The 20,424-nt window shown below is 38.6% G+C and carries 18 protein-coding genes and 1 pseudogene; 14 read left to right on the top strand and 5 right to left on the bottom strand.

Annotated features, from left to right (window positions below; genetic code table 11):
* Positions 1 to 71: 71 nt before the first annotated feature.
* From CWO92_RS12290 to CWO92_RS12280, 3 genes are all read right to left on the bottom strand, one after another.
* Positions 72 to 473 carry a DoxX family protein gene (locus tag CWO92_RS12290; RefSeq protein ID WP_101354506.1) on the bottom strand — a complete coding sequence of 134 codons (402 nt, stop codon included), beginning with the start codon at positions 471 to 473 and terminating at the stop codon, positions 72 to 74.
* A 157-nt stretch (positions 474 to 630) separates the two neighbouring features.
* Entirely contained in the window at positions 631 to 993 is a 363-nt protein-coding gene (locus CWO92_RS12285) for a hypothetical protein (RefSeq protein ID WP_101354505.1), read from the bottom strand.
* Positions 994 to 1,050: 57 nt separating this feature from the next.
* Positions 1,051 to 1,674 carry a TDT family transporter gene (locus CWO92_RS12280; protein ID WP_101354504.1) on the bottom strand — a complete coding sequence of 208 codons (624 nt, stop codon included), beginning with the start codon at positions 1,672 to 1,674 and terminating at the stop codon, positions 1,051 to 1,053.
* A gap of 194 nt (positions 1,675 to 1,868) precedes the next feature.
* Here CWO92_RS12280 and CWO92_RS12275 point away from each other — a divergent pair, with 194 nt between their 5' ends.
* Positions 1,869 to 3,584: an ABC transporter ATP-binding protein gene (locus CWO92_RS12275; RefSeq protein ID WP_101354503.1), complete on the top strand. Its 1,716-nt coding sequence runs from the start codon at positions 1,869 to 1,871 to the stop codon at positions 3,582 to 3,584.
* Positions 3,585 to 3,761: 177 nt separating this feature from the next.
* Here the strand turns inward: CWO92_RS12275 and CWO92_RS12270 are convergent, their stop codons facing one another.
* Entirely contained in the window at positions 3,762 to 4,367 is a 606-nt protein-coding gene (locus CWO92_RS12270; protein WP_101354502.1) for a GNAT family N-acetyltransferase, read from the bottom strand.
* A 159-nt stretch (positions 4,368 to 4,526) separates the two neighbouring features.
* On the opposite strand from CWO92_RS12270, the gene CWO92_RS12265 reads away from it, so the two are divergent.
* From CWO92_RS12265 to CWO92_RS12235, 7 genes and pseudogenes are all read left to right on the top strand, one after another.
* Positions 4,527 to 6,254 carry an ABC transporter ATP-binding protein gene (locus CWO92_RS12265; protein WP_101354501.1) on the top strand — a complete coding sequence of 576 codons (1,728 nt, stop codon included), beginning with the start codon at positions 4,527 to 4,529 and terminating at the stop codon, positions 6,252 to 6,254.
* Position 6,255: 1 nt separating this feature from the next.
* Positions 6,256 to 8,119: pseudogene (locus tag CWO92_RS12260) on the top strand (ABC transporter ATP-binding protein).
* A gap of 310 nt (positions 8,120 to 8,429) precedes the next feature.
* Positions 8,430 to 10,847 carry an immune inhibitor A domain-containing protein gene (locus tag CWO92_RS12255; protein WP_165786679.1) on the top strand — a complete coding sequence of 806 codons (2,418 nt, stop codon included), beginning with the start codon at positions 8,430 to 8,432 and terminating at the stop codon, positions 10,845 to 10,847.
* Between the two features lie 96 nt (positions 10,848 to 10,943).
* On the top strand, positions 10,944 to 11,126 hold the full coding sequence (locus tag CWO92_RS12250; RefSeq protein WP_101354500.1) for a small acid-soluble spore protein H: 183 nt from the start codon (positions 10,944 to 10,946) through the stop codon (positions 11,124 to 11,126).
* Between the two features lie 146 nt (positions 11,127 to 11,272).
* Entirely contained in the window at positions 11,273 to 12,049 is a 777-nt protein-coding gene (gene modA, locus CWO92_RS12245; RefSeq protein WP_101354499.1) for a molybdate ABC transporter substrate-binding protein, read from the top strand.
* A gap of 3 nt (positions 12,050 to 12,052) precedes the next feature.
* Positions 12,053 to 12,712 carry a molybdate ABC transporter permease subunit gene (gene modB, locus CWO92_RS12240; RefSeq protein ID WP_101354498.1) on the top strand — a complete coding sequence of 220 codons (660 nt, stop codon included), beginning with the start codon at positions 12,053 to 12,055 and terminating at the stop codon, positions 12,710 to 12,712.
* Between the two features lie 22 nt (positions 12,713 to 12,734).
* Positions 12,735 to 13,931 (top strand): class I SAM-dependent rRNA methyltransferase, encoded by a 1,197-nt coding sequence (locus tag CWO92_RS12235; protein WP_101354497.1) that lies wholly within the window; start codon positions 12,735 to 12,737, stop codon positions 13,929 to 13,931.
* A gap of 158 nt (positions 13,932 to 14,089) precedes the next feature.
* Here the strand turns inward: CWO92_RS12235 and CWO92_RS12230 are convergent, their stop codons facing one another.
* Positions 14,090 to 14,557, bottom strand: a complete 468-nt coding sequence (locus CWO92_RS12230) for a hypothetical protein (RefSeq protein WP_101354496.1) — start codon at positions 14,555 to 14,557, stop codon at positions 14,090 to 14,092.
* A 91-nt stretch (positions 14,558 to 14,648) separates the two neighbouring features.
* Here CWO92_RS12230 and CWO92_RS12225 point away from each other — a divergent pair, with 91 nt between their 5' ends.
* The 6 genes from CWO92_RS12225 (at position 14,649) to CWO92_RS12200 (ending at position 20,316) form a co-directional block, all read left to right on the top strand.
* The gene (locus CWO92_RS12225) at positions 14,649 to 16,136 is read left to right on the top strand and encodes an amidase (protein ID WP_101354495.1); all 1,488 of its coding nucleotides are present in this window, start codon (positions 14,649 to 14,651) and stop codon (positions 16,134 to 16,136) included.
* 248 nt (positions 16,137 to 16,384) lie between these two features.
* The gene (locus tag CWO92_RS12220) at positions 16,385 to 17,464 is read left to right on the top strand and encodes an NAD(P)/FAD-dependent oxidoreductase (RefSeq protein WP_233270043.1); all 1,080 of its coding nucleotides are present in this window, start codon (positions 16,385 to 16,387) and stop codon (positions 17,462 to 17,464) included.
* 112 nt (positions 17,465 to 17,576) lie between these two features.
* On the top strand, positions 17,577 to 18,353 hold the full coding sequence (locus CWO92_RS12215; RefSeq protein ID WP_101354494.1) for an isocitrate lyase/PEP mutase family protein: 777 nt from the start codon (positions 17,577 to 17,579) through the stop codon (positions 18,351 to 18,353).
* A 17-nt stretch (positions 18,354 to 18,370) separates the two neighbouring features.
* A complete protein-coding gene (locus tag CWO92_RS12210; protein ID WP_101354493.1) occupies positions 18,371 to 18,946 on the top strand; it encodes a bifunctional transcriptional activator/DNA repair enzyme AdaA in 576 nt (191 codons plus the stop codon).
* Positions 18,933 to 19,850 carry a DNA-3-methyladenine glycosylase family protein gene (locus CWO92_RS12205; RefSeq protein ID WP_101354492.1) on the top strand — a complete coding sequence of 306 codons (918 nt, stop codon included), beginning with the start codon at positions 18,933 to 18,935 and terminating at the stop codon, positions 19,848 to 19,850. The genes CWO92_RS12210 and CWO92_RS12205 overlap by 14 nt, the downstream gene beginning before the upstream one ends.
* Positions 19,834 to 20,316: a methylated-DNA--[protein]-cysteine S-methyltransferase gene (locus tag CWO92_RS12200; protein WP_101354491.1), complete on the top strand. Its 483-nt coding sequence runs from the start codon at positions 19,834 to 19,836 to the stop codon at positions 20,314 to 20,316. The genes CWO92_RS12205 and CWO92_RS12200 overlap by 17 nt, the downstream gene beginning before the upstream one ends.
* The last annotated feature ends 108 nt before the right edge of the window (positions 20,317 to 20,424 follow it).

The raw sequence follows: 20,424 nt of genomic DNA, 5'->3' as shown, positions 1-20,424 counted from the left end.
TTTTTAGAAAAGAATTGTTAAAAGGAATCATAAAAAAATCGGGCAAGCTGAACTTGCCCGAAAAACAGGTATCATGGCTGATAAAAAAGGACATACTTTCCTGGCCCAATCATTGCCACGCCAATCGTTACCACGATTAATACAAAACAATATTCAAATCCATTTCGATCAATCCAATATCCATTTTTAATATGTACAGAGAATATGGCGTCAATCATTATGATGGAGATTAAACCTGCCCCAATTGGGGTGAAAACTCCGGCCCCAAATAGCAGCCCTCCAACCAATTCAAATAATCCTGCACAAATTGCCCATATTTTACCGCCAGGACGGATTCCGATGGATTCTAGCCATTCGCCTGTATTACTTGGACCAGCACCGCCAAACCATCCAAATAATTTTTGGGCCCCATGCCCTATAAAAGTAAGACCAATGACAACTCGGATAATTAAAAGACCAAGATCTGCTAACATATGTATCCCTACTCTCGAAAAAGTAAATAATAATTTTACACATAGATATGGTTAGTATGCGCCTATGTACATATTTTATACCTCTTACCAATTGGTACCTATAGTAAGATTGGCTTAAATTAGGGCAGTAAAAAACACCCAAAGGGGTGCTTTTGAATTACATACTTGCAGTTTTTGGAATTTTAGTAACGGAAGGTCTTCCAGTTACGGCAATAAAAACTTCTATTATAAACAGAGATATCACAATATAAGGCGCAGTATAGAGAACAAAATCGTTTACATTACGTAATGGAGTTAGGGTTCCCTGTAAGGGAAGATGCATGGAAAAGGCAAGAAACATGCCGAATGTAAAGTTTCGAGCCCATTGACTAGTATGATAAATCCACAATCCTTTTTTCCAACCGTACCGTTTAATTCGTTGGATAGATCTCGCAATTTCGATACCTTCCACTATGATAAAAGCTATCATGGGCCAAACCCAGACCCCAACAAGGATGATAGGAGAAACAACACCTGACATTTCTCCAACGAGACCACTAATGGACATGGCACCATGGATAATGCAATTCGTATTTACTCAATTTTCTGTAAGGTTATGACTCTTGGAACGGATATATCGATTTAGAATAAAGGCAAGCCCTAAGCCGTATAAAAAAAATTCAAACCACCATAGCCAGGTTCCGTATATGTTAACAAATAGTCTTCCAAGGACTGATTGACCAGATGCTATCATGGATTGAATGGCCACACATGCAAGCAAAAAGATACCATGTACTTTTCCGCGGAGGATAGCCCCTGTTGATTTAAATAACTCTGCATAATTGCGAATGATGATGACTATATATCCAATGGTCCATAAACAATTTAGAAGAAATTGTGTAAAGGCAACTGCTTTTAAGAAAGGCGCAAAGTTCCTCATAACTAAGATAGATATAGATGTCGCCGCAACCCAGGTACCTACTTCGAAGCTGGATATTGGATCACGAAGATGACGCTCCCACATTAGGCCATGTATCATATCACGTCCGAAAGCCATAAATAGAATGAATAATAAGAAGATTACCAGAATAGTAGAAAGGATGGCAAGATCTTTATGATGAGATACAACCTTGTGCAAAGCACCTAAAAGCAGTATTCTGGTTGCCATTACAATGGCGCCTGCGGAGGTTGGCACTTGTTGATTTAAAATTCTAGATAACATTGTAAATCCCTTCTTTAATAACTTTTAAACACTATATGAGTATAGGATGAAAGATAATCGAAGTAGACGACAGATACTTCCACTTGCAATAGAGGTTTTGTTCAAAATGTGCCATTTCAAAATAATGTAAATCCCTTGATTTAAATAGTTATTCACCATATAATCCAATTATATTTTTAGATAAGGAGAATCCTATGATTAAACGTTTTTTTACTTACTATATTCCGCATAAAAAGCTATTTATGATGGACTTTAGCAGTGCGGTTATAGTTGCAGTATTAGAATTAGCCTTTCCGCTTGCGGTGCAGTGGTTTATTGATTCCCTATTACCGAGTAAGAATTGGTCTTCCATTGTTACGGTCAGTATTGGTTTGTTATTGCTTTATATGCTCAGTACATATTTACAGTATATTGTAAACTATTGGGGTCATAAGCTTGGAATAAATATCGAGACAGATATGCGCCAGCAGTTATTCCAGCATGTGCAAAGGCAATCATTTCGGTTCTTTGATAATACCAAAACCGGGCACATAATGAGCCGTATTACGAACGATTTATTTGATATCGGAGAGCTTGCCCACCATGGACCGGAGGATTTATTTATCGCGGTGATGACGTTTGTTGGAGCACTCATTATTATGCTTACGGTTAACGTGAAATTGGCACTCCTAGCTATTGTTATCGTTCCGTTCTTAATTTGGCTCATCATTGTTTGTAATTTAAAAATGAATCGGGCTTGGAAGCAGATGTATAGTGATATTGCTGATGTAAATGCCCGCGTGGAGGATAGCGTTTCCGGGGTCAGAGTGGTTCAATCTTTTACAAATGAAGAATATGAGATGAAGAGATTCACAACAAATAATCAGAAGTTTAGAACTGCTAAGCTTGGCGGTTACAAAGTCATGGCCTTTAGTAATTCAGGGATTTACATGATGACTCGTTTCATAACGCTTGCTGTTTTAATATACGGTGCATGGTTATGTTTTAATGATCAGCTTACAAATGGAGAACTTGTCGGATTTGTGCTGTATATTAATGTGCTATTTAAACCGATTGATAAGATAAGTGCATTAATGGAACTTTATCCAAAGGGGATGGCTGGTTTCAAGCGATTTACAGAATTAATGGATACGGACCCGGATGTGGTAGATATTGAGGATGCTGTAGATGTGCCTTTTCTTAAAGGAGACATTCAATTTAAGAATGTTACTTTCGGATATGATGAGCATAAGGTAGTGTTAGAAAATGTTGATTTGAACATTAGCGCTGGAGAAACAGTAGCGTTTGTCGGTCCATCCGGTGCTGGTAAAACCACCATTTGTTCTTTAATCCCAAGGTTTTATGATGTGGATGGTGGGCGCATTACAATCGATGGCATTGATATTCGGCAAATGACTAAGCGTTCCCTAAGATCACAAATTGGAATTGTCCAACAAGATGTATTCCTATTTACCGGAACTTTAAGGGAAAATATTGCTTACGGAAATCTGCAAGCTACAGAAGAGGATATTCAAGAGGCAGCTCGGCGTGCACATCTAGAGGATTTTATCGCCTCATTGCCATTTGGATATGAAACGCAAATTGGAGAAAGAGGATTGAAGCTTTCTGGAGGGCAAAAACAAAGAATTGCGATTGCCAGAATGTTTCTTAAAAATCCACCAATCTTAATATTGGATGAAGCGACGTCAGCATTGGATACTGAGACGGAAATGATTATTCAACAAGCTTTGACTGAACTGGCAAAAAATCGAACTACCTTAATTATTGCACACCGCTTGGCCACTATTCGCAATGCAGATCGCATTGTCGTTGTAAATGAATCAGGTATAGCGGAAGAAGGAAAGCATGATGAGTTGATTGAAAAGGATGGAATTTTTGCGAGACTTCATCGGGTGCAATATCAAAGATAGAAAGGAATAATTGGCGGAAACCAGATTCATTAGTTAGTTGAAACTGGCCTCTATCCACATATTTGAGGACACTAGATCCGATATCTTACTAAATGCTTTTCTTGCGATTTTTAGTGAATAACGGATCCAGTGTCCTTTAAATTCTTAAATAAGACTATTTTAGCATTCAAGAGATTCCTAGTCCGCCAAAGAAATTTCTCCGCGACTCTTCATAGGTCCACCTTCTTGATATTCTGATTTTAACATGGAATAAACCACGGTATCATAAAACCTTTCTCCATCAATATCTGTTTCGCGAAGAATCCCATCTTTATGGAATCCAAACTTCTCCATCAGCTTTTTTGAACCTTTGTTATCTGCAAAAATATCACCGACCATTCGGTTTAATCCGAGGGTGTTAAACCCAAATTCTAAGATTTTTGGGAGTATTTCTGTCATTACTCCTTTTTGTTGAAAGTCTTTATGAATGACGACACCCATTTCCGTTTTTTGATGCCATGTATGTAATTTGTGGAAACGGAACATACCTATCACTTGTTCATCTTGTTTATTGATTATTACCCAAGGAATCTCCTTTTGTTGTTTGAAATTCTCCAAGCTATTTTTAATAGATGCTTCCAATTCTTTAACGGTTTCGATAGGATGTGGGGTAATGTACTTCATGGTTTCTTTATCACTCATAAAGGAGTACATATTTGGTGCGTCTTTCAAGGTCATTCCCCGCAGGTGAAAATTCTCTGTTTCAAGCGCAGGAATCTCCGTAAACTCTAAAACTATAGCCATTTTCTTCACCTCTATGAAGTGTATTCGTGCTTCGTATGATAAACTCCTCTTAAATTACTTAGGAGGGCGAAAAAAGTAGTGACTATTTTGAAAATGGATAGTATCTTTGAAATAGTAGATTCGTTTTACGAAATATTTGAAAACGAAGGATGGAGTTAGATGAGGTTCTTAAAAAAATATGCGAAAAAATACTGGCTGCCTTTTTTGGTTGGAGTAATATTTGTAGCCATTGAAGCTATTTGTGACCTTATGCAACCAACCATTATGTCCAAAATAGTGGATATTGGGGTAGCGAATAAAGACTTAAGTTATGTAATGAAAAAAGGGGGGCTTATGCTTCTAATCACAGGGTTTGGAGCAATAGCGGCTTCCACTCGGAATATTGTGTCTAGTATGGTGTCGCAAAACTTTGGCGCGGAGCTTCGATCGGATTTATTTAAAAAAATTCAAGGTTTAACCTTTGAAAAAATTGATAAGTTTGACCGGGCGTCGTTAATTACAAGGTTAACGAATGATGTAACACAAGTTCAGACTTTTGTTAACGGCTTAATGAGGATTTTTGCAAAGGCACCCATTCTGTGTGTCGGCGGGCTTATTATGGCTGCACGCTTAAACCTGCACTTAGCCATTGTATTGGCAGTAGTGGTTCCAATGGTAGGAATACTAATTGTCATGAACATGAAGCTTGGCTTTCCTTTATTTTTAAAAGTACAAAAATCGCTCGATAGAGTTAATGGAGTAATGCGTGAATATTTATCCGGAGTTCGGGTGGTGAAGGCATTTAATCGCTTTGATTATGAGGTGACAAAATTTAATGCTGCAAATGAAGAGTTTCAAGCTAAATCGATTTCGGCCATAAGACTAATGTCCGTTTTTAGCCCTGCGATTATGCTGACCGTTAATTTCGGTATTATAGCTGTACTGTGGTTAGGGGGAAATGGGGTGGAATCCGGCAATATCCAAGTAGGCCATGTTATTGCGTTTATCAATTATATGACGCAAATCCTTTTTTCTTTAATGACAATTTCCATGGTATTTAATATGTTTGTAAGGGCGCGTGCATCTGCAGGCCGTATTGGAGAAGTGTTTGCGGAAGAGAATGAAGTGACATGGAAAGAAGGAGCAGCAGGAGTCTCTAATATAAAAGGAAGAATTGATTTCGAAAATGTTTCTTTTTCCTATAAGGGTACATCTGAAGAGCCTGTTTTGAAAAATATCAATTTAACTTGTTTACCTGGTGAAACGGTTGGGATCATCGGATCAACTGGCTCTGGAAAAAGCAGTCTTGTTGGACTTATCCCACGCTTCTATGAACCTACCTCTGGCTCTATAAAGGTAGACGGGGAGGATATTCGCAATATTGATCCCAAAAGGCTGAGGGAGAAAATAGCCATAGTTCCGCAAAAGACTACTCTTTTTACCGGGACAGTCGTAGAAAATATTCGCTGGGGAAAAGAAGATGCAACGATGGAAGAGATTAAGGATTCAGCCACAATGGCAGGGGCCGATGACTTTATTTCCGCTTCTCCAGAAGGGTATGATACCCGTATCGGCCAAGGCGGAGTAAACTTTTCAGGCGGCCAAAAACAACGTATTTCTATTGCAAGGGCATTGGTAAAAAAACCGGAAATTCTTATTTTAGACGATAGTACAAGTGCAGTAGACGTAGCGACAGAGGCAAGAATTAAAGAATCACTGAAAAAATATGCAAAAGGGTTAACCTGTCTTTTAATTGCCCAAAGAATATCCTCCATTATGGATGCCGATAAAATTATCGTTTTGGATAATGGGGAAGTATCTGGGATAGGTAAGCATGAGGAATTAATGAAAACATGCCGAGTGTATCAGGAAATTTTCCATTCTCAAGTAGGCAAGGAGGTGCGGTAAAATGCCACCGGTTAGAAATGAAAATAGAGGCGGGCAAGCTGCGCCACCGCCACTTCGTCCAGGTGGAGGTCGTCATGGAAGAGGAGCACCCGTTGTAAAACCTAAAAATTTTAAAGGAACAATTAAAAGATTATGGTTTTACATTGGGAAGGAACGTAAGCTTCTATCAACGGTATTTCTGTTTATTATGATTGACTCCGTTTTGACGCTGTCAGCCCCGTATTTGCTTGGAAAGTCTATTGATGCCATGTCTGCAAAAGGTGGAAAAGTTGACTTCGGTCTGTTGGAGATAATGATTCTTGTGCTATTGCTTACGTATATTGCAGATGGCGTCCTTACCTTTTTACAGAGCTGGTTAATGGCGGGGGTGTCACAACGTATTGTGAAAGGTTTGCGGAGATCCTTATTCGAAAAACTGCAAAAGCTTCCGGTAGCTTTTTTTGATAAACGGACGCACGGGGAATTAATGAGTAGACTATCGAACGACATTGATAATGTGAGTAATACGATTTCCACAGTCCACAACACAGTTGATGTCTGGATCTATCGTCATCTTAGGATCATTTATCATGATGCTTATTTTGAGCCCCATTTTGACGTTAGCCAGTCTTATTACTGTGCCATTAGTATATTTATTGACAAGGGCTATTGCTAAAAGAACAAGTGTATTATTTAAAAATCAGCAAGCTCAACTAGGAAAGTTAAATGGTCATATTGAAGAAACCATATCGGGTATTCAGGTGGTAAAGGCATTTAATCACGAGGAAAAGGCTATCCAAGAATTTGAAGAAGTTAATACAGCATTAAGAAAAGTTGGCTTGAAGGCACAAATATTTTCTGGATTTTTAATGCCAATCATGAACGTTATAAATAATATTGGATTTGCAGCCGTTGCAATTGTCGGTGGGATTTTAGCCGTGAAAAGCTTGATTACAGTAGGGGTGATTGCCAGTTTTTTAAGCTATTCTAGACAGTTTGTCAGACCTCTGAATGATCTTGCTAATATCTTTAACGTCCTGCAATCTGGGGTTGCCGGTGCAGAACGAGTTTTTGAAATTTTAGATGAACAAGAAGAGCCGAAAGACTTACCAAATGCTGTTGAATTAAAAAACCCAAAAGGGCATGTTGTATTTAAAGATGTTAGCTTTGGTTACAGATCGGATGTACCTATTTTAAGGAATATTAATTTTGAATCTCAAGTGGGAGAGAGTACCGCATTGGTTGGACCAACTGGAGCAGGAAAAACCACTGTCGTGAACCTTTTAACCCGATTTTACGATGTGACGAGCGGCAGCATATACATCGATGGGCGTGATATTAGGGAGTACACAAGAGATAGTTTAAGAAGATGCTTTGGAATTGTTCTTCAGGATACGTACTTATTTTCAGGAACAATTAAAGAGAATATTATGTATGGAAAACCGGATGCAACAGATGAGGAGGTGAAAAGAGCAGCAGCAATGGCGAATGCCGATGTGTTCATTAACCGATTGCCATTAAAATATGACACGATGTTATCGGAAAATGGCGGCAACTTAAGCCAAGGTCAACGGCAACTATTGGCAATTGCAAGGGTCATCTTATCCAAACCATCTCTACTTATTTTAGATGAAGCAACGAGCAGCATTGATACACGAACGGAGCTCCATATCCAAGAGGCATTACTAAATATTATGCAGGGCCGAACGAGCTTCATTATCGCTCATCGTTTGAATACAATCCGGGATGCCGACTCGATTATGGTCGTCGATTATGGGGAAATTATTGAAAAAGGCAATCATGATATGCTGATGGAGAAGCAAGGAAGATATTATAGTATGTTTTTCAACCAATTTAAAAATATAGAGAATACGGTAGAATCGTAAAAAACAGCCTCTAGAAAAATGTAACATTATGTTTTTCCAGAGGCTGTTTTTCATGAGTATTCTACAAAACTTTCAAGTGAAAGAGGACTATTAGCTTAGTTTTCAAAGGACTTTGGAGTGAGAATGATAGAAATAGGTCGCATACTATCGAATCAATTTCAGATAATGACAAATTTCGTGAAAGGATTTTTTGAACATGTTCTGAATTATATTACACATACATTTTATTTTTGACGGGATATTGGAGGGATGAGGGGGACCGTCCTAAGAAATTATTTATTTTTTTACTATTATATGAGGGGGATTTATTTTGGAAGACTGGAAGAAGAAATTTAGCGTTCCATTATTATTAGCAGGATTAGTAATTAGTTCATATGCTGGTGGAATCCATGCGGAAAAGGCTGCGGTTCCAAATGTTAAAAGTTCAGCGGCTATTGATGTTGCTCCAATTGATTTGGGAGTTGCCAATAATGAGCGCCTAATTGACATGTTAAAGAAAAATGGAACTATTGCAGCAGATGCTTCACCAGCAGAAGAAGATAAAGCACTACAAGAATATCTCCATAAGATGGCATTAGCCACGGGTTCATCCAAAGAGACGAACTCATTTGCCCGAAATGCTGGAGCTGTGAAAGAAGCGATGAAGCAGAAAATGGATAGCAATGGGATTTATAAAGGAAAGGGAAATAAAAACGGGCAGGCAAAACAATCGGTTATTGCACCTGTTCAAACGGAAAAATGGGATGGCAAGAAACGAAAAGACGAAGTTCTTGTTCTCTTAATCGACTTTCCAGATTTGCCTCACGGTCAAGTGACAAAGGATGAAACCGATATGTATTATAGTGGATCAGATGCATATTCACATCAGCATTATCAGGATATGATTTTTGGGGATGATGGATATGTCGGGCCAGACGGAAAAACAAAAATTTCCATGAAGCAATTTTATGAGCAACAGTCGGGTGGCAGTTATTCCGTTGATGGGGCAGTGGCAGGTTGGTATACCGCAAAGAATCCAGCAGCTTACTATGGTGCACATAGCACATCTGGAGGTAATGATGCCAATCCTAGGGCATTAATTAGGGAAGCATTGGCTGCAGCTGCAAAAGATCCATCTGTGGGCGATTTAAATAAATATGACCAAGAAGATCCATATGATCTTGATGGAGATGGAGACACAAGAGAGCCAGATGGTATTATTGATCATTTAATGGTGATTCACTCCAGTGTTGGGGAAGAAGCAGGTGGCGGTAAAATTGGCGGGGATGCCATTTGGTCGCATAGCTGGAATTTAGGTGGTGTTGCAGCGATTCCTAATACAAAAACAGATGTGCCATATTGGGGAGGGGCGCTAGCTGGATATGCTTATACAGTGGAGCCTGAAGATGGTGCAGCTGGAGTGTTCGCGCATGAATTTGGACATAATCTCGGATTACCTGATGAATATGACACGTTATACAGTGGTGCAGGTGAGCCTGTTAGCAACTGGTCTATTATGTCGAGCGGAAGTTGGTCAGGAGCAATCCCAGGCACAGAGCCGTCTGGATTTAGTCCATATGATAAAGAGTATTTACAGGCTTCCATGACAACTCCTGTGTTTACTCCAAATTGGCAATCAGGAACAGAAGTTGACTTTAAAAATGTTACATCTAAAGGTACCGAGATTCTTTTAGATGAGGCAAGTTCAAAAGGCACGAATAACGATGTAGTAAAGATTAACCTGCCTGATAAGAAGCAAGCTATTAACAAACCTGCAAGTGGTGTATCAGAGTATTTTGGTGGCAGTGATAATAATCTGGATACTAAGATGACTACAACCATTGATTTAACCAATGCTAAAAGTGCAGAATTGTCCTTTAAAACATGGTACTCTATTGAGCAGGATTTCGATTATGGCTATGTTGAGGTGAATGGAAAAGGAGTGGAGGTTCCTTCGATTTCAACTAAATCTAACCCTAATGGCGCAAATCTTGGTAATGGAATAACTGGTAATTCGGATGGATGGAAAGATGCAAAAGTAGATTTAACTCCTTATGTTGGAAAAAAAGTGCAAATAAGCTTCCATTATCAATCCGATCCGTATGTAGCTGAACCAGGATTTTATGTTGATGATATTAATGTTTCTGCGGATGGAAAAAATTTATTATCCGATGATGCAGAAGGAACACCTAAATTTGATTTAAGTGGCGGCTTCAAAAATACAGATGGAAATAAGTATACAAAACATTATTACTTGCTTGAGTGGAGAACACATAATGGCTCGGACTCCGGTCTTGCCCATATTAACAGACGTGGAACCATGCTCTCATTTGATCCAGGTCTAGTGGTTTGGTATGTGGATAATGCATTCGATAACAACTGGACAGGGCCAGGTTACCACCCAGGTGACGGCTTCCTCGGTGTAGTGGATGCTGACCAGCATAATAACGTCTGGCATGATAAATTAGGAACCGTTTGCGGCACAAATAAATGCCTCGGTTCTAACAGCTACCAAGTCCATGACGCAGCATTCAATACAGAGAAAGGGACCAATGTAACAATTGGGGATAAATCCTTCTATTTGAAGGACAACGTTACGCAAAAGAATGCAATATTTGATGATAGCCACAACTATTCGAATCCGGAAGCTCCTGATGTCGGACGCAATATTACAAGCTATGGCCTGAAAGTGCGTGTTACAGGTCAAGGCTCTGATGGTACGGTTGGTAAGATCCTAATATATAAATAATGGAAAATTCCCCTTTTGAGGGGAATTTTGTTTTCAGAGGAATAATCTAATATCTTCTTTCAAAGGATATAGCTATAACAAAGGAGGATTAGAATAGTGAACAAACAACGTGCACAAGAAATTGCAAGCTCACCGGTAATGGCGAATGTAATATACAACGGAACTCCTGTCTATATCCAGAATGTGGATGAGAATAGGGAAACCGCGCGAATTTACCCTCTTGATCAGCCTGAAAAGGAACAAGAAGTCTCCGTTAATGAATTAATAGAACTTGAATGATAAGACAGATCAGTTCTTTTTGAGAGCTGATCTTTTTTAATTTCGTTAAATCAATCAGATTACATGTTAATATAATAAATATCAGAATGTATCATATGGTAAAAATATAGTATTTTTCATCGAATACATACGGAAGGAAGGCAAGTATGGCTAAAAAACTATTACTTTTTTTAGGAATCATTTGTCTGCTTATATCGGGAGGCTGTAGTAGTAATGGTCAGTCCAATAAGGCAAAAAAAGTAGAACTAACCGTATCGGCTGCTGCGAGTTTACAAGATGCATTGGGAGATATCAAAAAGGAATACGAAAATAAGCATAAAAATACTACTCTATCCTTTAATTTTGGTGCATCTGGTGCCCTGCAGCAGCAAATTTCACAAGGTGCACCCGTGGATCTCTTTTTTTCAGCAGCAGAAGATAAATTTCAAAAGCTTGTAGAGGATGGTTCCATTGCCAAAAAGGACGGAAAGAATATGGTAGGGAACCAGATAGTGCTTATTGTGGCGAAAGATGCAACCAATAATATTTCTTCTTTTCAAGATTTAACAAAGGCAAGGAAATTAGCTATCGGAACTCCTTCTTCGGTACCTGCGGGAATGTACGGTAAGGAAACGTTGGATCATATGCAGATTTGGAAAGAGGTAGAAAACAAGATTGTCTATGGGAAAGATGTTAGACAAGTATTGAATTATGTTGAGACTGGAAACGTCGATGCAGGAATCGTATATAAAACAGATGCACTTTTATCGAAAAAGGTTAAAATAGTTGCAACTGCTAAGGATAATACACATTCACCTATCATTTATCCGGCAGGAATTGTGAAAAATACAAAGCATTATGAACAAGCAAAAACCTTTTTTGATTATTTGCAAGGAGATCAAGCGATGGAAATTTTTAAAAAGTACGGTTTTAAAGGATTATAAAGAATGGTAAATGATTTTTGGTCACCAGTTAGGCTTTCCATTGAAGTAGCGGTTATCTCTGGTATCATTGTCCTAATTGTGGGTGTATGCATTGGAGCAATAATGGCAAATAAAAGGTTTAAAGGAAAGAGTATGATAGAAACGTTGTTCTTATTGCCGCTCGTTTTGCCGCCTTCTGTAATTGGATTTTTATTAATTGTAGCTTTTGGGAAAAATAGTCCTATCGGCAGGCTATATGATTGGCTTTTTCATCAATCTATTATCTTTACGTTCGGAGCAGCTGTGATTGCCGCAGCAGTTGTGGCGTTTCCGCTTATGTATCAATCCGCCAAAACTGGATTTGAAGCAATTGATTTGGATATTGTAGGAGCTGCGAAAGTAGACGGGGCAAATAGAAGAGTCATTTTTTTGTTTATTTTGCTGCCACTTGCATATAAATCGATTATTTCTGGAGCAATTCTTAGTTTCGCTCGTGCACTGGGCGAATTCGGGGCCACCTTAATGTTTGCCGGCAACATCCCTGGTAAAACACAAACACTCCCAACAGCGGTATATCTTGCAATTGACGCAGGCAATACGAAGCTTGCCTGGGCTTGGGTTGGGTGTATTATCGTGATTTCCTTTATCATGTTGATGATTATTAATAGGAAATCGGAAAAATAATGTCGTAGATTGGACGGTATTCATGAATAAAGAAGTAAGCATACAAGTAAAAGCAAAATATGTAAATCAATATAAGAAAGGTTATCCTCTTATTTTAAAAGATTCGTTATCTAATATTAATCATCTACAAGATGAAGGAGTCATTATAAAACTGTTAGATGAACGAAAACATTTTATTGCGAAGGGGTATTTTGGGAAACAGAACAAAGGATATGGTTGGATACTAAGTAAAAAAGAGAATGAGGATCTGAATGAAAGCTTTTTTGAGAAGAAATTAAGCACAGCTTTTAAGAAAAGGGAGCATTTCTTTGAAGATCGCGAGACGACAGCATTCCGCGTTTTTAATGGTGAAGGCGACGGAATAGGCGGTCTGATCATCGATTATTACGATGGCTACTACGTAATGAATTGGTATAGTAAAGGAATTTATCATTTTAAGTCATTCGTCTTACAGGCATTGGAGAATCTTGTTGATTTCAAAGGTGTATACGAAAAGAAACGTTTTGACACAAAAGGTCAATACATAGAAGATGATGATTTTGTCATGGGGCAACGCGGTAATTTTCCAATCTTGGTAAAAGAAAATGGGGTTCAATTTGCGGTTTATTTGAACGAAGGCGCCATGGTTGGTGTGTTTTTGGACCAGCGTGAGGTTCGGAAAACGATTCGTGACGAATATGCTAAAAATAAGACAGTTCTTAATCTTTTTTCCTATACAGGAGCATTTTCTGTTTTTGCTGCTGTAGGGGGTGCTTCAAAAACGACGAGCGTCGATGTTGCAAATCGAAGTAAAGCGAAAACCACGGAGCAGTTTACAATTAACGGAATCGATGCTGCAAAAGAAGATATTATTGTGGAAGATGTATTTCATTATTTTAAATATGCGGTAAGGAAAGGGTTGCAATTTGATATGGTAATCCTTGATCCTCCAAGCTTTGCAAAATCAAAGAAGCATACATTTAGTGCAGCAAAGGATTACAAAAATCTTTTAAAAGATGCAATTGCGATTACAGAGGATAAGGGAATTATTGTAGCATCAACAAATTGCAGTACGTTTGATATGAGAAAATTTAAAGGGTTTATTGATGACGCTTTTACAGAATCGGGTGTAAGGTATCAATTGAAGCAGGAATTTTCCTTGCCTGAAGATTTTCGGACGATTCCGGAGTTTAAAGAGGGAAATTATTTGAAGGTTGTGTTCATTGAAAAGTTAGGATAAGAAAAACCCGCATAGGCGGGTTTTTTTTTACGTATTGATATAGGTACATATTCCTAAGTTGGTCTGTTCGGTGATTATTTCGGTCCGTTTATTTCCATTTTCGGTCGGTTCGAGCTGCATATCGGGCCATTCCGACAGAAACTCGGTCCGTTCAGGCTCTAAGCCCGCTTGAATCCCTCTTCATGTAAATATTCCGTTGCCTCCCCATAGGAATTAAACGTCCCATCGAGGTTCAATCCTGCATAGACATTCCACATATCATCCTCATTTACGAGCATTAATGTATGTCCCTCATCATTTTTCCATTTCTCTTCGGGATGATCTTCCACAATCGCAGCTTCCTCCAGTGTTCTCGATAAAGATACAATGGATTTTTTAATAATGGTTCGCAGCTCATCTTCGGAAAAATCGCGAATATTGACCATTCCTCGTTCGTCCGTATCGTATTCGCTTAAAAGCTCTCCATACACAAAACCATTTCCGTTTGGATGAAGATGATAGATAACATTTTTCTTATCTGAAACACTTTCCTCATAATGAAAATTGACTCGTCCCAAGGACACGTTCTTTCTTTGTAATTCCGAAAATGATTCGGCAATCGCTAGTTTTTCTTCAAAAGTTAACATAATACCTCCAGATTTTTAGGCAATTTTGTAAAATACATTGTATCATATAATCAATGAAGAATTCATTTTGATAAAAGTAAGGAGACTCTAAATGGACACTTATTCAACATATGATGGATTAGGATTAGCAAATTTAATAAAAACAAAACAAGTTTCTCCACAGGAATTAATAGATACAGCATTTAAACGTCTGGAAGAAGTGAACCCAATCCTAAATGGAGTGATTCGAACAAGAAAGGAAAAAGCGTTGAAAGAGGCGGAACACATTTCGATAGAAGATCAGCCATTTGCAGGTGTCCCGATTGTGCTTAAAGATATCTCACAAGCAATCGAGGGTGAGCCATTAACTGCAGGAGCAAAGCTATTAATGCAAAATATCGCAAAGCGCGATTCCAATTTTGTCGCGCGCCTACGTAAAGCTGGCTTCATATTTATTGGACAAACCAATACGCCGGAGTACGGACTTAAAAATATTACTGAGCCAGCAGTCTATGGACCAACAAGAAATCCATGGAATACAGATTACTCCGCAGGCGGCTCGAGCGGCGGCTCGGCAGCAAGTGTAGCGTCAGGAGTCGTTCCAATTGCAGGAGCGAGCGATGGTGGAGGGTCTATCCGAATTCCAGCATCTTTTACAAGTCTTTTCGGATTGAAGCCTACGAGAGGCAGAACTCCAGTCGGTCCAGGAGTAGGTCGCCAATGGCAAGGGGCTTCCATTGATTTTTGCTTATCAAGAACCGTCAGGGACAGTGCGGCGATGCTCGACCTTTTACAAACAATTCAGCCGGAAGCTGCCTTTCAAGTGCCACTCTTCCCAGGAAGCTATCTGCAAGAAATAAAAAAGGATCCAAATCGAAAATTCAAGATTGCCTTTACGACAGAATCTCCTGTTGGAACACCAGTGAGTGATGAAGCGAAGCAGGCAGTACATAATGTTGCGAAATGGCTTGAGGAACAAGGTCATAAAGTCGTTGAACAAGCTAATTCTGTTGACGGCATCCGTTTGATGGAAAACTATTATTTAATGAATAACGGCGAAATTTCCGCCATGGTGATTGATTTGGAAAATGCTCTTGGCAGAGCGATCACTGCAAATGACATGGAAATTGTTTCCTGGGTAATTAATGTTGCCGGTAAATCTGTTACAGCAGCAGAATTTACTAATAGTTTAGCAGAATGGGATATTGCCGCTGCACAGATGGCTCAGTTCCACGAAACTTATGATTTTTATGTAACACCGGCTACTGCATTTCCTGCTCCAAAGGTAGGAGAGCTTACACAAACACAACAGGAAGTAGAGGAATTGATGAAAGTTACAGACCTTGTCAAAACAGAACAACAAAAACTTGTATATGATATGTTTTTACCAAGTTTAACTTATACTCCTTTTACACAATTAGCGAATTTAACAGGACAACCAGCTATTAGTGTACCAACACATCTTACTTCAAATGGTCTTCCATTAGGTGTGCAATTTATTGCTCCTAAGGGGAGAGAAGATTGGCTACTTTGGATGGCAAATCAACTAGAGCAGTCGGATTTGTGGGTAGGTATGGAAGGAAATTCGATGTTTGAATAATTCTAACTAGAAACATAGCTAGTGCTTTTTTGATTCTAAGCCATCCCTTGGGTGGCCTTTTTTAATAGGGAAAAGGAAACTCAAGAATAAAACAATAATGAGTATTATTTAACCAAATAGTGACACTTAGAGGTTGTGTCAGTTTGGTTGGAATGTAATATTATATCGTAACATGAATGTCTTGGTGGATATTATTTGGGCAGTCGGCTAATAATCCTTCGCAAAATACTCTTCTGGAGGGAAATACAATGGGAAACCTCAACGTAATGGATATTATAACACCTACTAATAAGGGATATAATGTTAAAAAGGTAATAAATAGAGGTGCTACTATGGAACGTGATCAACATTACAGTAAATATGACAATGTATTTCCTGATGGAGTATTATTTGAATCTAACAGAAAAAAGGAACCTGAAGTCCATGATTGCATCATTGTTGGTGGCGGAATTGCGGGATTGCAAGCGGCTATTCAATTAGGAAGGTATTGTCATAAAGTACTTGTAATTGATTCCAACTATGGACGTTCAAATTTATGTCATGCATATCACAATATTTTAGGCTGGCCAGATGGTATAAGTGGACCATTTCTAAGAGAAACAGGAAAATCTCAGGCGGAACAATTAGGTGTTAAATTTATCGAGGAAGAAATTGTAAGGATTGAAAAAGGAGGCAAACAATTTATTCTCCACTCTAAAGCTAGCTCAACCTTTTATGCAAAAAGGATTTTAATCGCTACTGGGGTAATGGATAGGTTGCCACCCTTTCCTAATCTCTATCCTTGTCTTGGAATCAGTGTCTATGTATGCCCGGATTGTGATGGTTATGAAGTGAAGGATAAGCGGGCGCTCGTCCTCGGCTCAGGAAATGTAGGAGCGAACATGGCTTTGACGCTAACCTATTGGACGGACGATCTTATTTATATTAATCATGAAAAGGCAACAATAGATGCCATCATATTGAAACAATTAAAGGATAAGAACATTAAACTATACCAAGAAGCAATAAAAGAAGTCATTGCCGATGGTTCTACTATACAAGGAGTTCACTTAGAAAACGGAGAAAAAATAGCGGCAAATCGTGCATTTGTTGCTTTCGGTGGCAATGAAGTCCATTCTTCTATAGTGAAAGAGTTAGGTGTGAAACTTCACCAAAACAAGCATATTCTCGTTGACCCTAGAACGAAAATGACGAATATTGAACATGTATGGGCGGCAGGTGATGTAGTTGCTCACTCAGAGCAAGTAACGATAGCATTGGGGGAAGGTATGCAAGCGGCGATTTGGATACATAAAAGTCTTTTAAAGGAAGGTATGGAGGAGCTATAAGGCTCTTCTTTTTTACGGAATGATACTGGGACCATAACGGCAAGAATGAGGACGAAATGGATGCAGATTCCTTGTTAAAATGGGGTACAACAAATAACAAGGAGGAAATAACATGAATATAATTCAGGAATTCCATAAGCTGCATACATCAGAGGACATCCTATTTTTAGGGAATGCTTGGGATCTACTATCTGCATTAACTCTTGAAAAAGTAGGATTTAAAGCGATCGGTACGACAAGCTGGGGAATTGCTAACTCATTAGGTTATGCAGACGGGGAATTAATTGATTTCGACAGACATTTAGGGATTATTAAATCGATAGCTGAAAATGTGAGAATTCCCGTTTCCGCAGACATTGAGGCAGGCTATGGTGAGGATATGAATACGATTGTAGCAAATGTTTTAAAAACAGCAGATGTTGGGGTGGCAGGTATTAATATTGAGGATTCTTTGAAAAATCAGGAAGGTCTTCGAGACGTTTCCGGTCATTGTAAGCTTCTATCCAAAATAAGATCTGCATTGGACCAACATGGATATAAGGATTTTTATATAAATGCTAGAACCGATACTTATTTTCAAAACGAAAATCCTTTTATGGAAACTATTGATAGAGCGAAAGCCTATGTGGAAAGTGGTGCAAGCGGGATCTTTGTCCCTGGACTGAAACAGGATGAAGAAATAGAGGAAATTGCGTCCAGCATCAATGCCCCTTTAAATGTATTATCTTTACCTGGACTAACCAATTGTAATAAGCTTAAAGCATTAGGAGTGAAGCGCTTTAGTTTTGGAAATGCATTATCAGATAAGGTGATTGCCTTTTTAGAAAATAGAGCTGCTCAATTGCTGGATTTAAGAGATACTTCTATCTTATACGAAGAAGCGCTTTAGAAAGGATGGGATGTTCCATGGAGGCATGTATCAATCTTTCTTTCGATGAAATGTGGGAAAAAATTATGGCATGTGATAGCAAATATGATGGATTGTTTTTTACTGCTGTGAAAACAACGAAAATATACTGCAGGCCATCTTGTCGATCAAGAAAGCCGAAAAAAGTAAATGTGGAATTTTATCAGAGCATCGAGGATGTGGAAAAGGCTGGATTCCGGGCTTGCAAGCGATGCCAGCCAGATGTGGAACATTCTCCGAATATTGGTCTTGTCCGCAATGTCATTACTTTCTTAATTAATCACTATAAGCAGAAAATATTGCTGCAGGATATTGCGGATCACGTGGGGGTTAGCCCTTATTATCTCGAGCGTCTATTTAAAAAGGAAACATCAGAAACGCCACGAACTTATCTGGAAAAAATCCGGGTAGATAAAGCAGCACATCTTCTTAAAAATACTAAACTCACGAATCTTGATATTTGTTATGAAGTTGGCTTTCAAAGCACATCTAATTATTACAAGGTGTTTCGCAATATAAAGCAATGTTCACCTAGTGAGTATCGAAATAAGGAGAATCAATATGAAATGGGTTGATCAAGAAACGTACCTCGAAATTTTCCCTCCTAAGGAATTTAATTTTGAGGAGTGCTTAGTATTTTTAGGAAGGTCGGAACAAGAAGTACTGCATCAAATACAAGATAAGCATGTTCTCAAGCTTTTAAAGATAGGCCAAGAACTGATTTTATTTAAAATAGGTGGTAATTCGCAAATACTTCGAATTGAATTTCCTAGTGAAGTTCCATCTAAAAAGGAACGCGAACAAGTTGCCAATTTTGTATGGGAGTGGTTTGATTTAGAGAGAGATTTAACATACTTTTATAAAATTTCGCAGTCAGATAAAATCCTAGGACCGATTGTCCAAAAGTATAGTGGATTGCGTATCATGGGTATACCAGATTTATTTGAAGCATTAGTTTGGGCTATTATCGGACAGCAAATCAATCTAACTTTTGCTTATACATTAAAGAAACGATTTGTAGAGAAGTTTGGAGAAAGCATTACCTTTGGAGGAAAGACTTTCTGGGTCCATCCAACTTTTCAAAAAATCGCTTCTTTAGAAGTAGATGATCTCCGAGATCTTCAATTCACTATGAGAAAAGCTGAATATGTAATTGGTATTGCCAAAGCGATGGCCAGTGATGAATTGAGCAAGGAAGCATTGCTTAAGGAGCAGGATTTTCAAGAAATGCACAAATCTTTAACAGCGATTCGCGGAGTGGGTGCATGGACAGCAGACTATGTTATCATGAAATGTCTGCATCATCCAGCTGCCTTTCCAATCGCAGATGTTGGGCTTCATAATGCATTAAAGCTTCAATTAGGATTAGATCGGAAACCATCCATTGAGGAAATCAAAGAAATGGCGGTAAACTGGGAAGGCTGGCAAGCGTATGCCACTTTCTATTTATGGAGGTCTTTATATGAACAAGCTATATAAATTGGATTATTCATCACCTCTAGGAATTATTGAGATTGCTGGAACTGATGAAGCAATCTATTCCATCTTATTTAATGAACAAGATAAAGTGGTTCATGCACTTCAAGAGGATACTCCAGAGGTATTAAAGGAATGCTACACACAGCTTGATGAATATTTTAAAGGGGTACGTCAGGAATTCAATATTCCATATATCTTTGAAGGAACGGATTTTCAAAAAACAGTTTGGAATGCTTTAACGCAAATCCCTTTTGCAAAAACAGGTTCTTATAAGGATATCGCTGTTTCAATAGGGAATGAAAAGGCGGTACGGGCAGTAGGGAGTGCGAACGGGAAGAATAAGTTAAGTATTATTGTCCCTTGTCATCGCATTGTTGGCTCAAACGGAACTTTAACAGGCTACGCAGGTGGGGTATGGCGTAAAGAGTGGCTTTTGAAACATGAAAGGGAATTTGAAACTAAATAAGGGTACAAAACGGCCATTTTAAAAGGAATGGCCATTTCTTTTGCTGAAGCCAAATGGTAAACAGTACGATTTCCGTCACGAACGGACCGAAATCCACAATAAACCGCA

Origin of the sequence: Heyndrickxia camelliae, assembly GCF_002844575.1 — a bacterium.
Classification (GTDB): Bacteria; Bacillota; Bacilli; order Bacillales; family Bacillaceae_C; genus Margalitia; species Margalitia camelliae.
This window is presented reverse-complemented; position numbering and strand designations above follow the sequence as displayed.

What these genes read in the sequence shown, in the direction of transcription:
- CWO92_RS12285 (WP_101354505.1), bottom strand. Translation starts at nt 993, where the DNA reads ATGTCAGGTGTTGTTTCTCCTATCATCCTTGTTGGGGTCTGGGTTTGG.
- CWO92_RS12200 (WP_101354491.1), top strand. Translation starts at nt 19,834, where the DNA reads ATGAACAAGCTATATAAATTGGATTATTCATCACCTCTAGGAATTATT.
- modA (WP_101354499.1), top strand. Translation starts at nt 11,273, where the DNA reads ATGGCTAAAAAACTATTACTTTTTTTAGGAATCATTTGTCTGCTTATA.
- CWO92_RS12230 (WP_101354496.1), bottom strand. Translation starts at nt 14,557, where the DNA reads ATGTTAACTTTTGAAGAAAAACTAGCGATTGCCGAATCATTTTCGGAA.
- CWO92_RS12235 (WP_101354497.1), top strand. Translation starts at nt 12,735, where the DNA reads ATGAATAAAGAAGTAAGCATACAAGTAAAAGCAAAATATGTAAATCAA.
- CWO92_RS12270 (WP_101354502.1), bottom strand. Translation starts at nt 4,367, where the DNA reads ATGGCTATAGTTTTAGAGTTTACGGAGATTCCTGCGCTTGAAACAGAG.
- CWO92_RS12220 (WP_233270043.1), top strand. Translation starts at nt 16,385, where the DNA reads ATGGGAAACCTCAACGTAATGGATATTATAACACCTACTAATAAGGGA.
- CWO92_RS12205 (WP_101354492.1), top strand. Translation starts at nt 18,933, where the DNA reads ATGAAATGGGTTGATCAAGAAACGTACCTCGAAATTTTCCCTCCTAAG.
- CWO92_RS12215 (WP_101354494.1), top strand. Translation starts at nt 17,577, where the DNA reads ATGAATATAATTCAGGAATTCCATAAGCTGCATACATCAGAGGACATC.
- modB (WP_101354498.1), top strand. Translation starts at nt 12,053, where the DNA reads ATGGTAAATGATTTTTGGTCACCAGTTAGGCTTTCCATTGAAGTAGCG.
- CWO92_RS12225 (WP_101354495.1), top strand. Translation starts at nt 14,649, where the DNA reads ATGGACACTTATTCAACATATGATGGATTAGGATTAGCAAATTTAATA.
- CWO92_RS12290 (WP_101354506.1), bottom strand. Translation starts at nt 473, where the DNA reads ATGTTAGCAGATCTTGGTCTTTTAATTATCCGAGTTGTCATTGGTCTT.
- CWO92_RS12275 (WP_101354503.1), top strand. Translation starts at nt 1,869, where the DNA reads ATGATTAAACGTTTTTTTACTTACTATATTCCGCATAAAAAGCTATTT.
- CWO92_RS12265 (WP_101354501.1), top strand. Translation starts at nt 4,527, where the DNA reads ATGAGGTTCTTAAAAAAATATGCGAAAAAATACTGGCTGCCTTTTTTG.
- CWO92_RS12280 (WP_101354504.1), bottom strand. Translation starts at nt 1,674, where the DNA reads ATGTTATCTAGAATTTTAAATCAACAAGTGCCAACCTCCGCAGGCGCC.
- CWO92_RS12210 (WP_101354493.1), top strand. Translation starts at nt 18,371, where the DNA reads ATGGAGGCATGTATCAATCTTTCTTTCGATGAAATGTGGGAAAAAATT.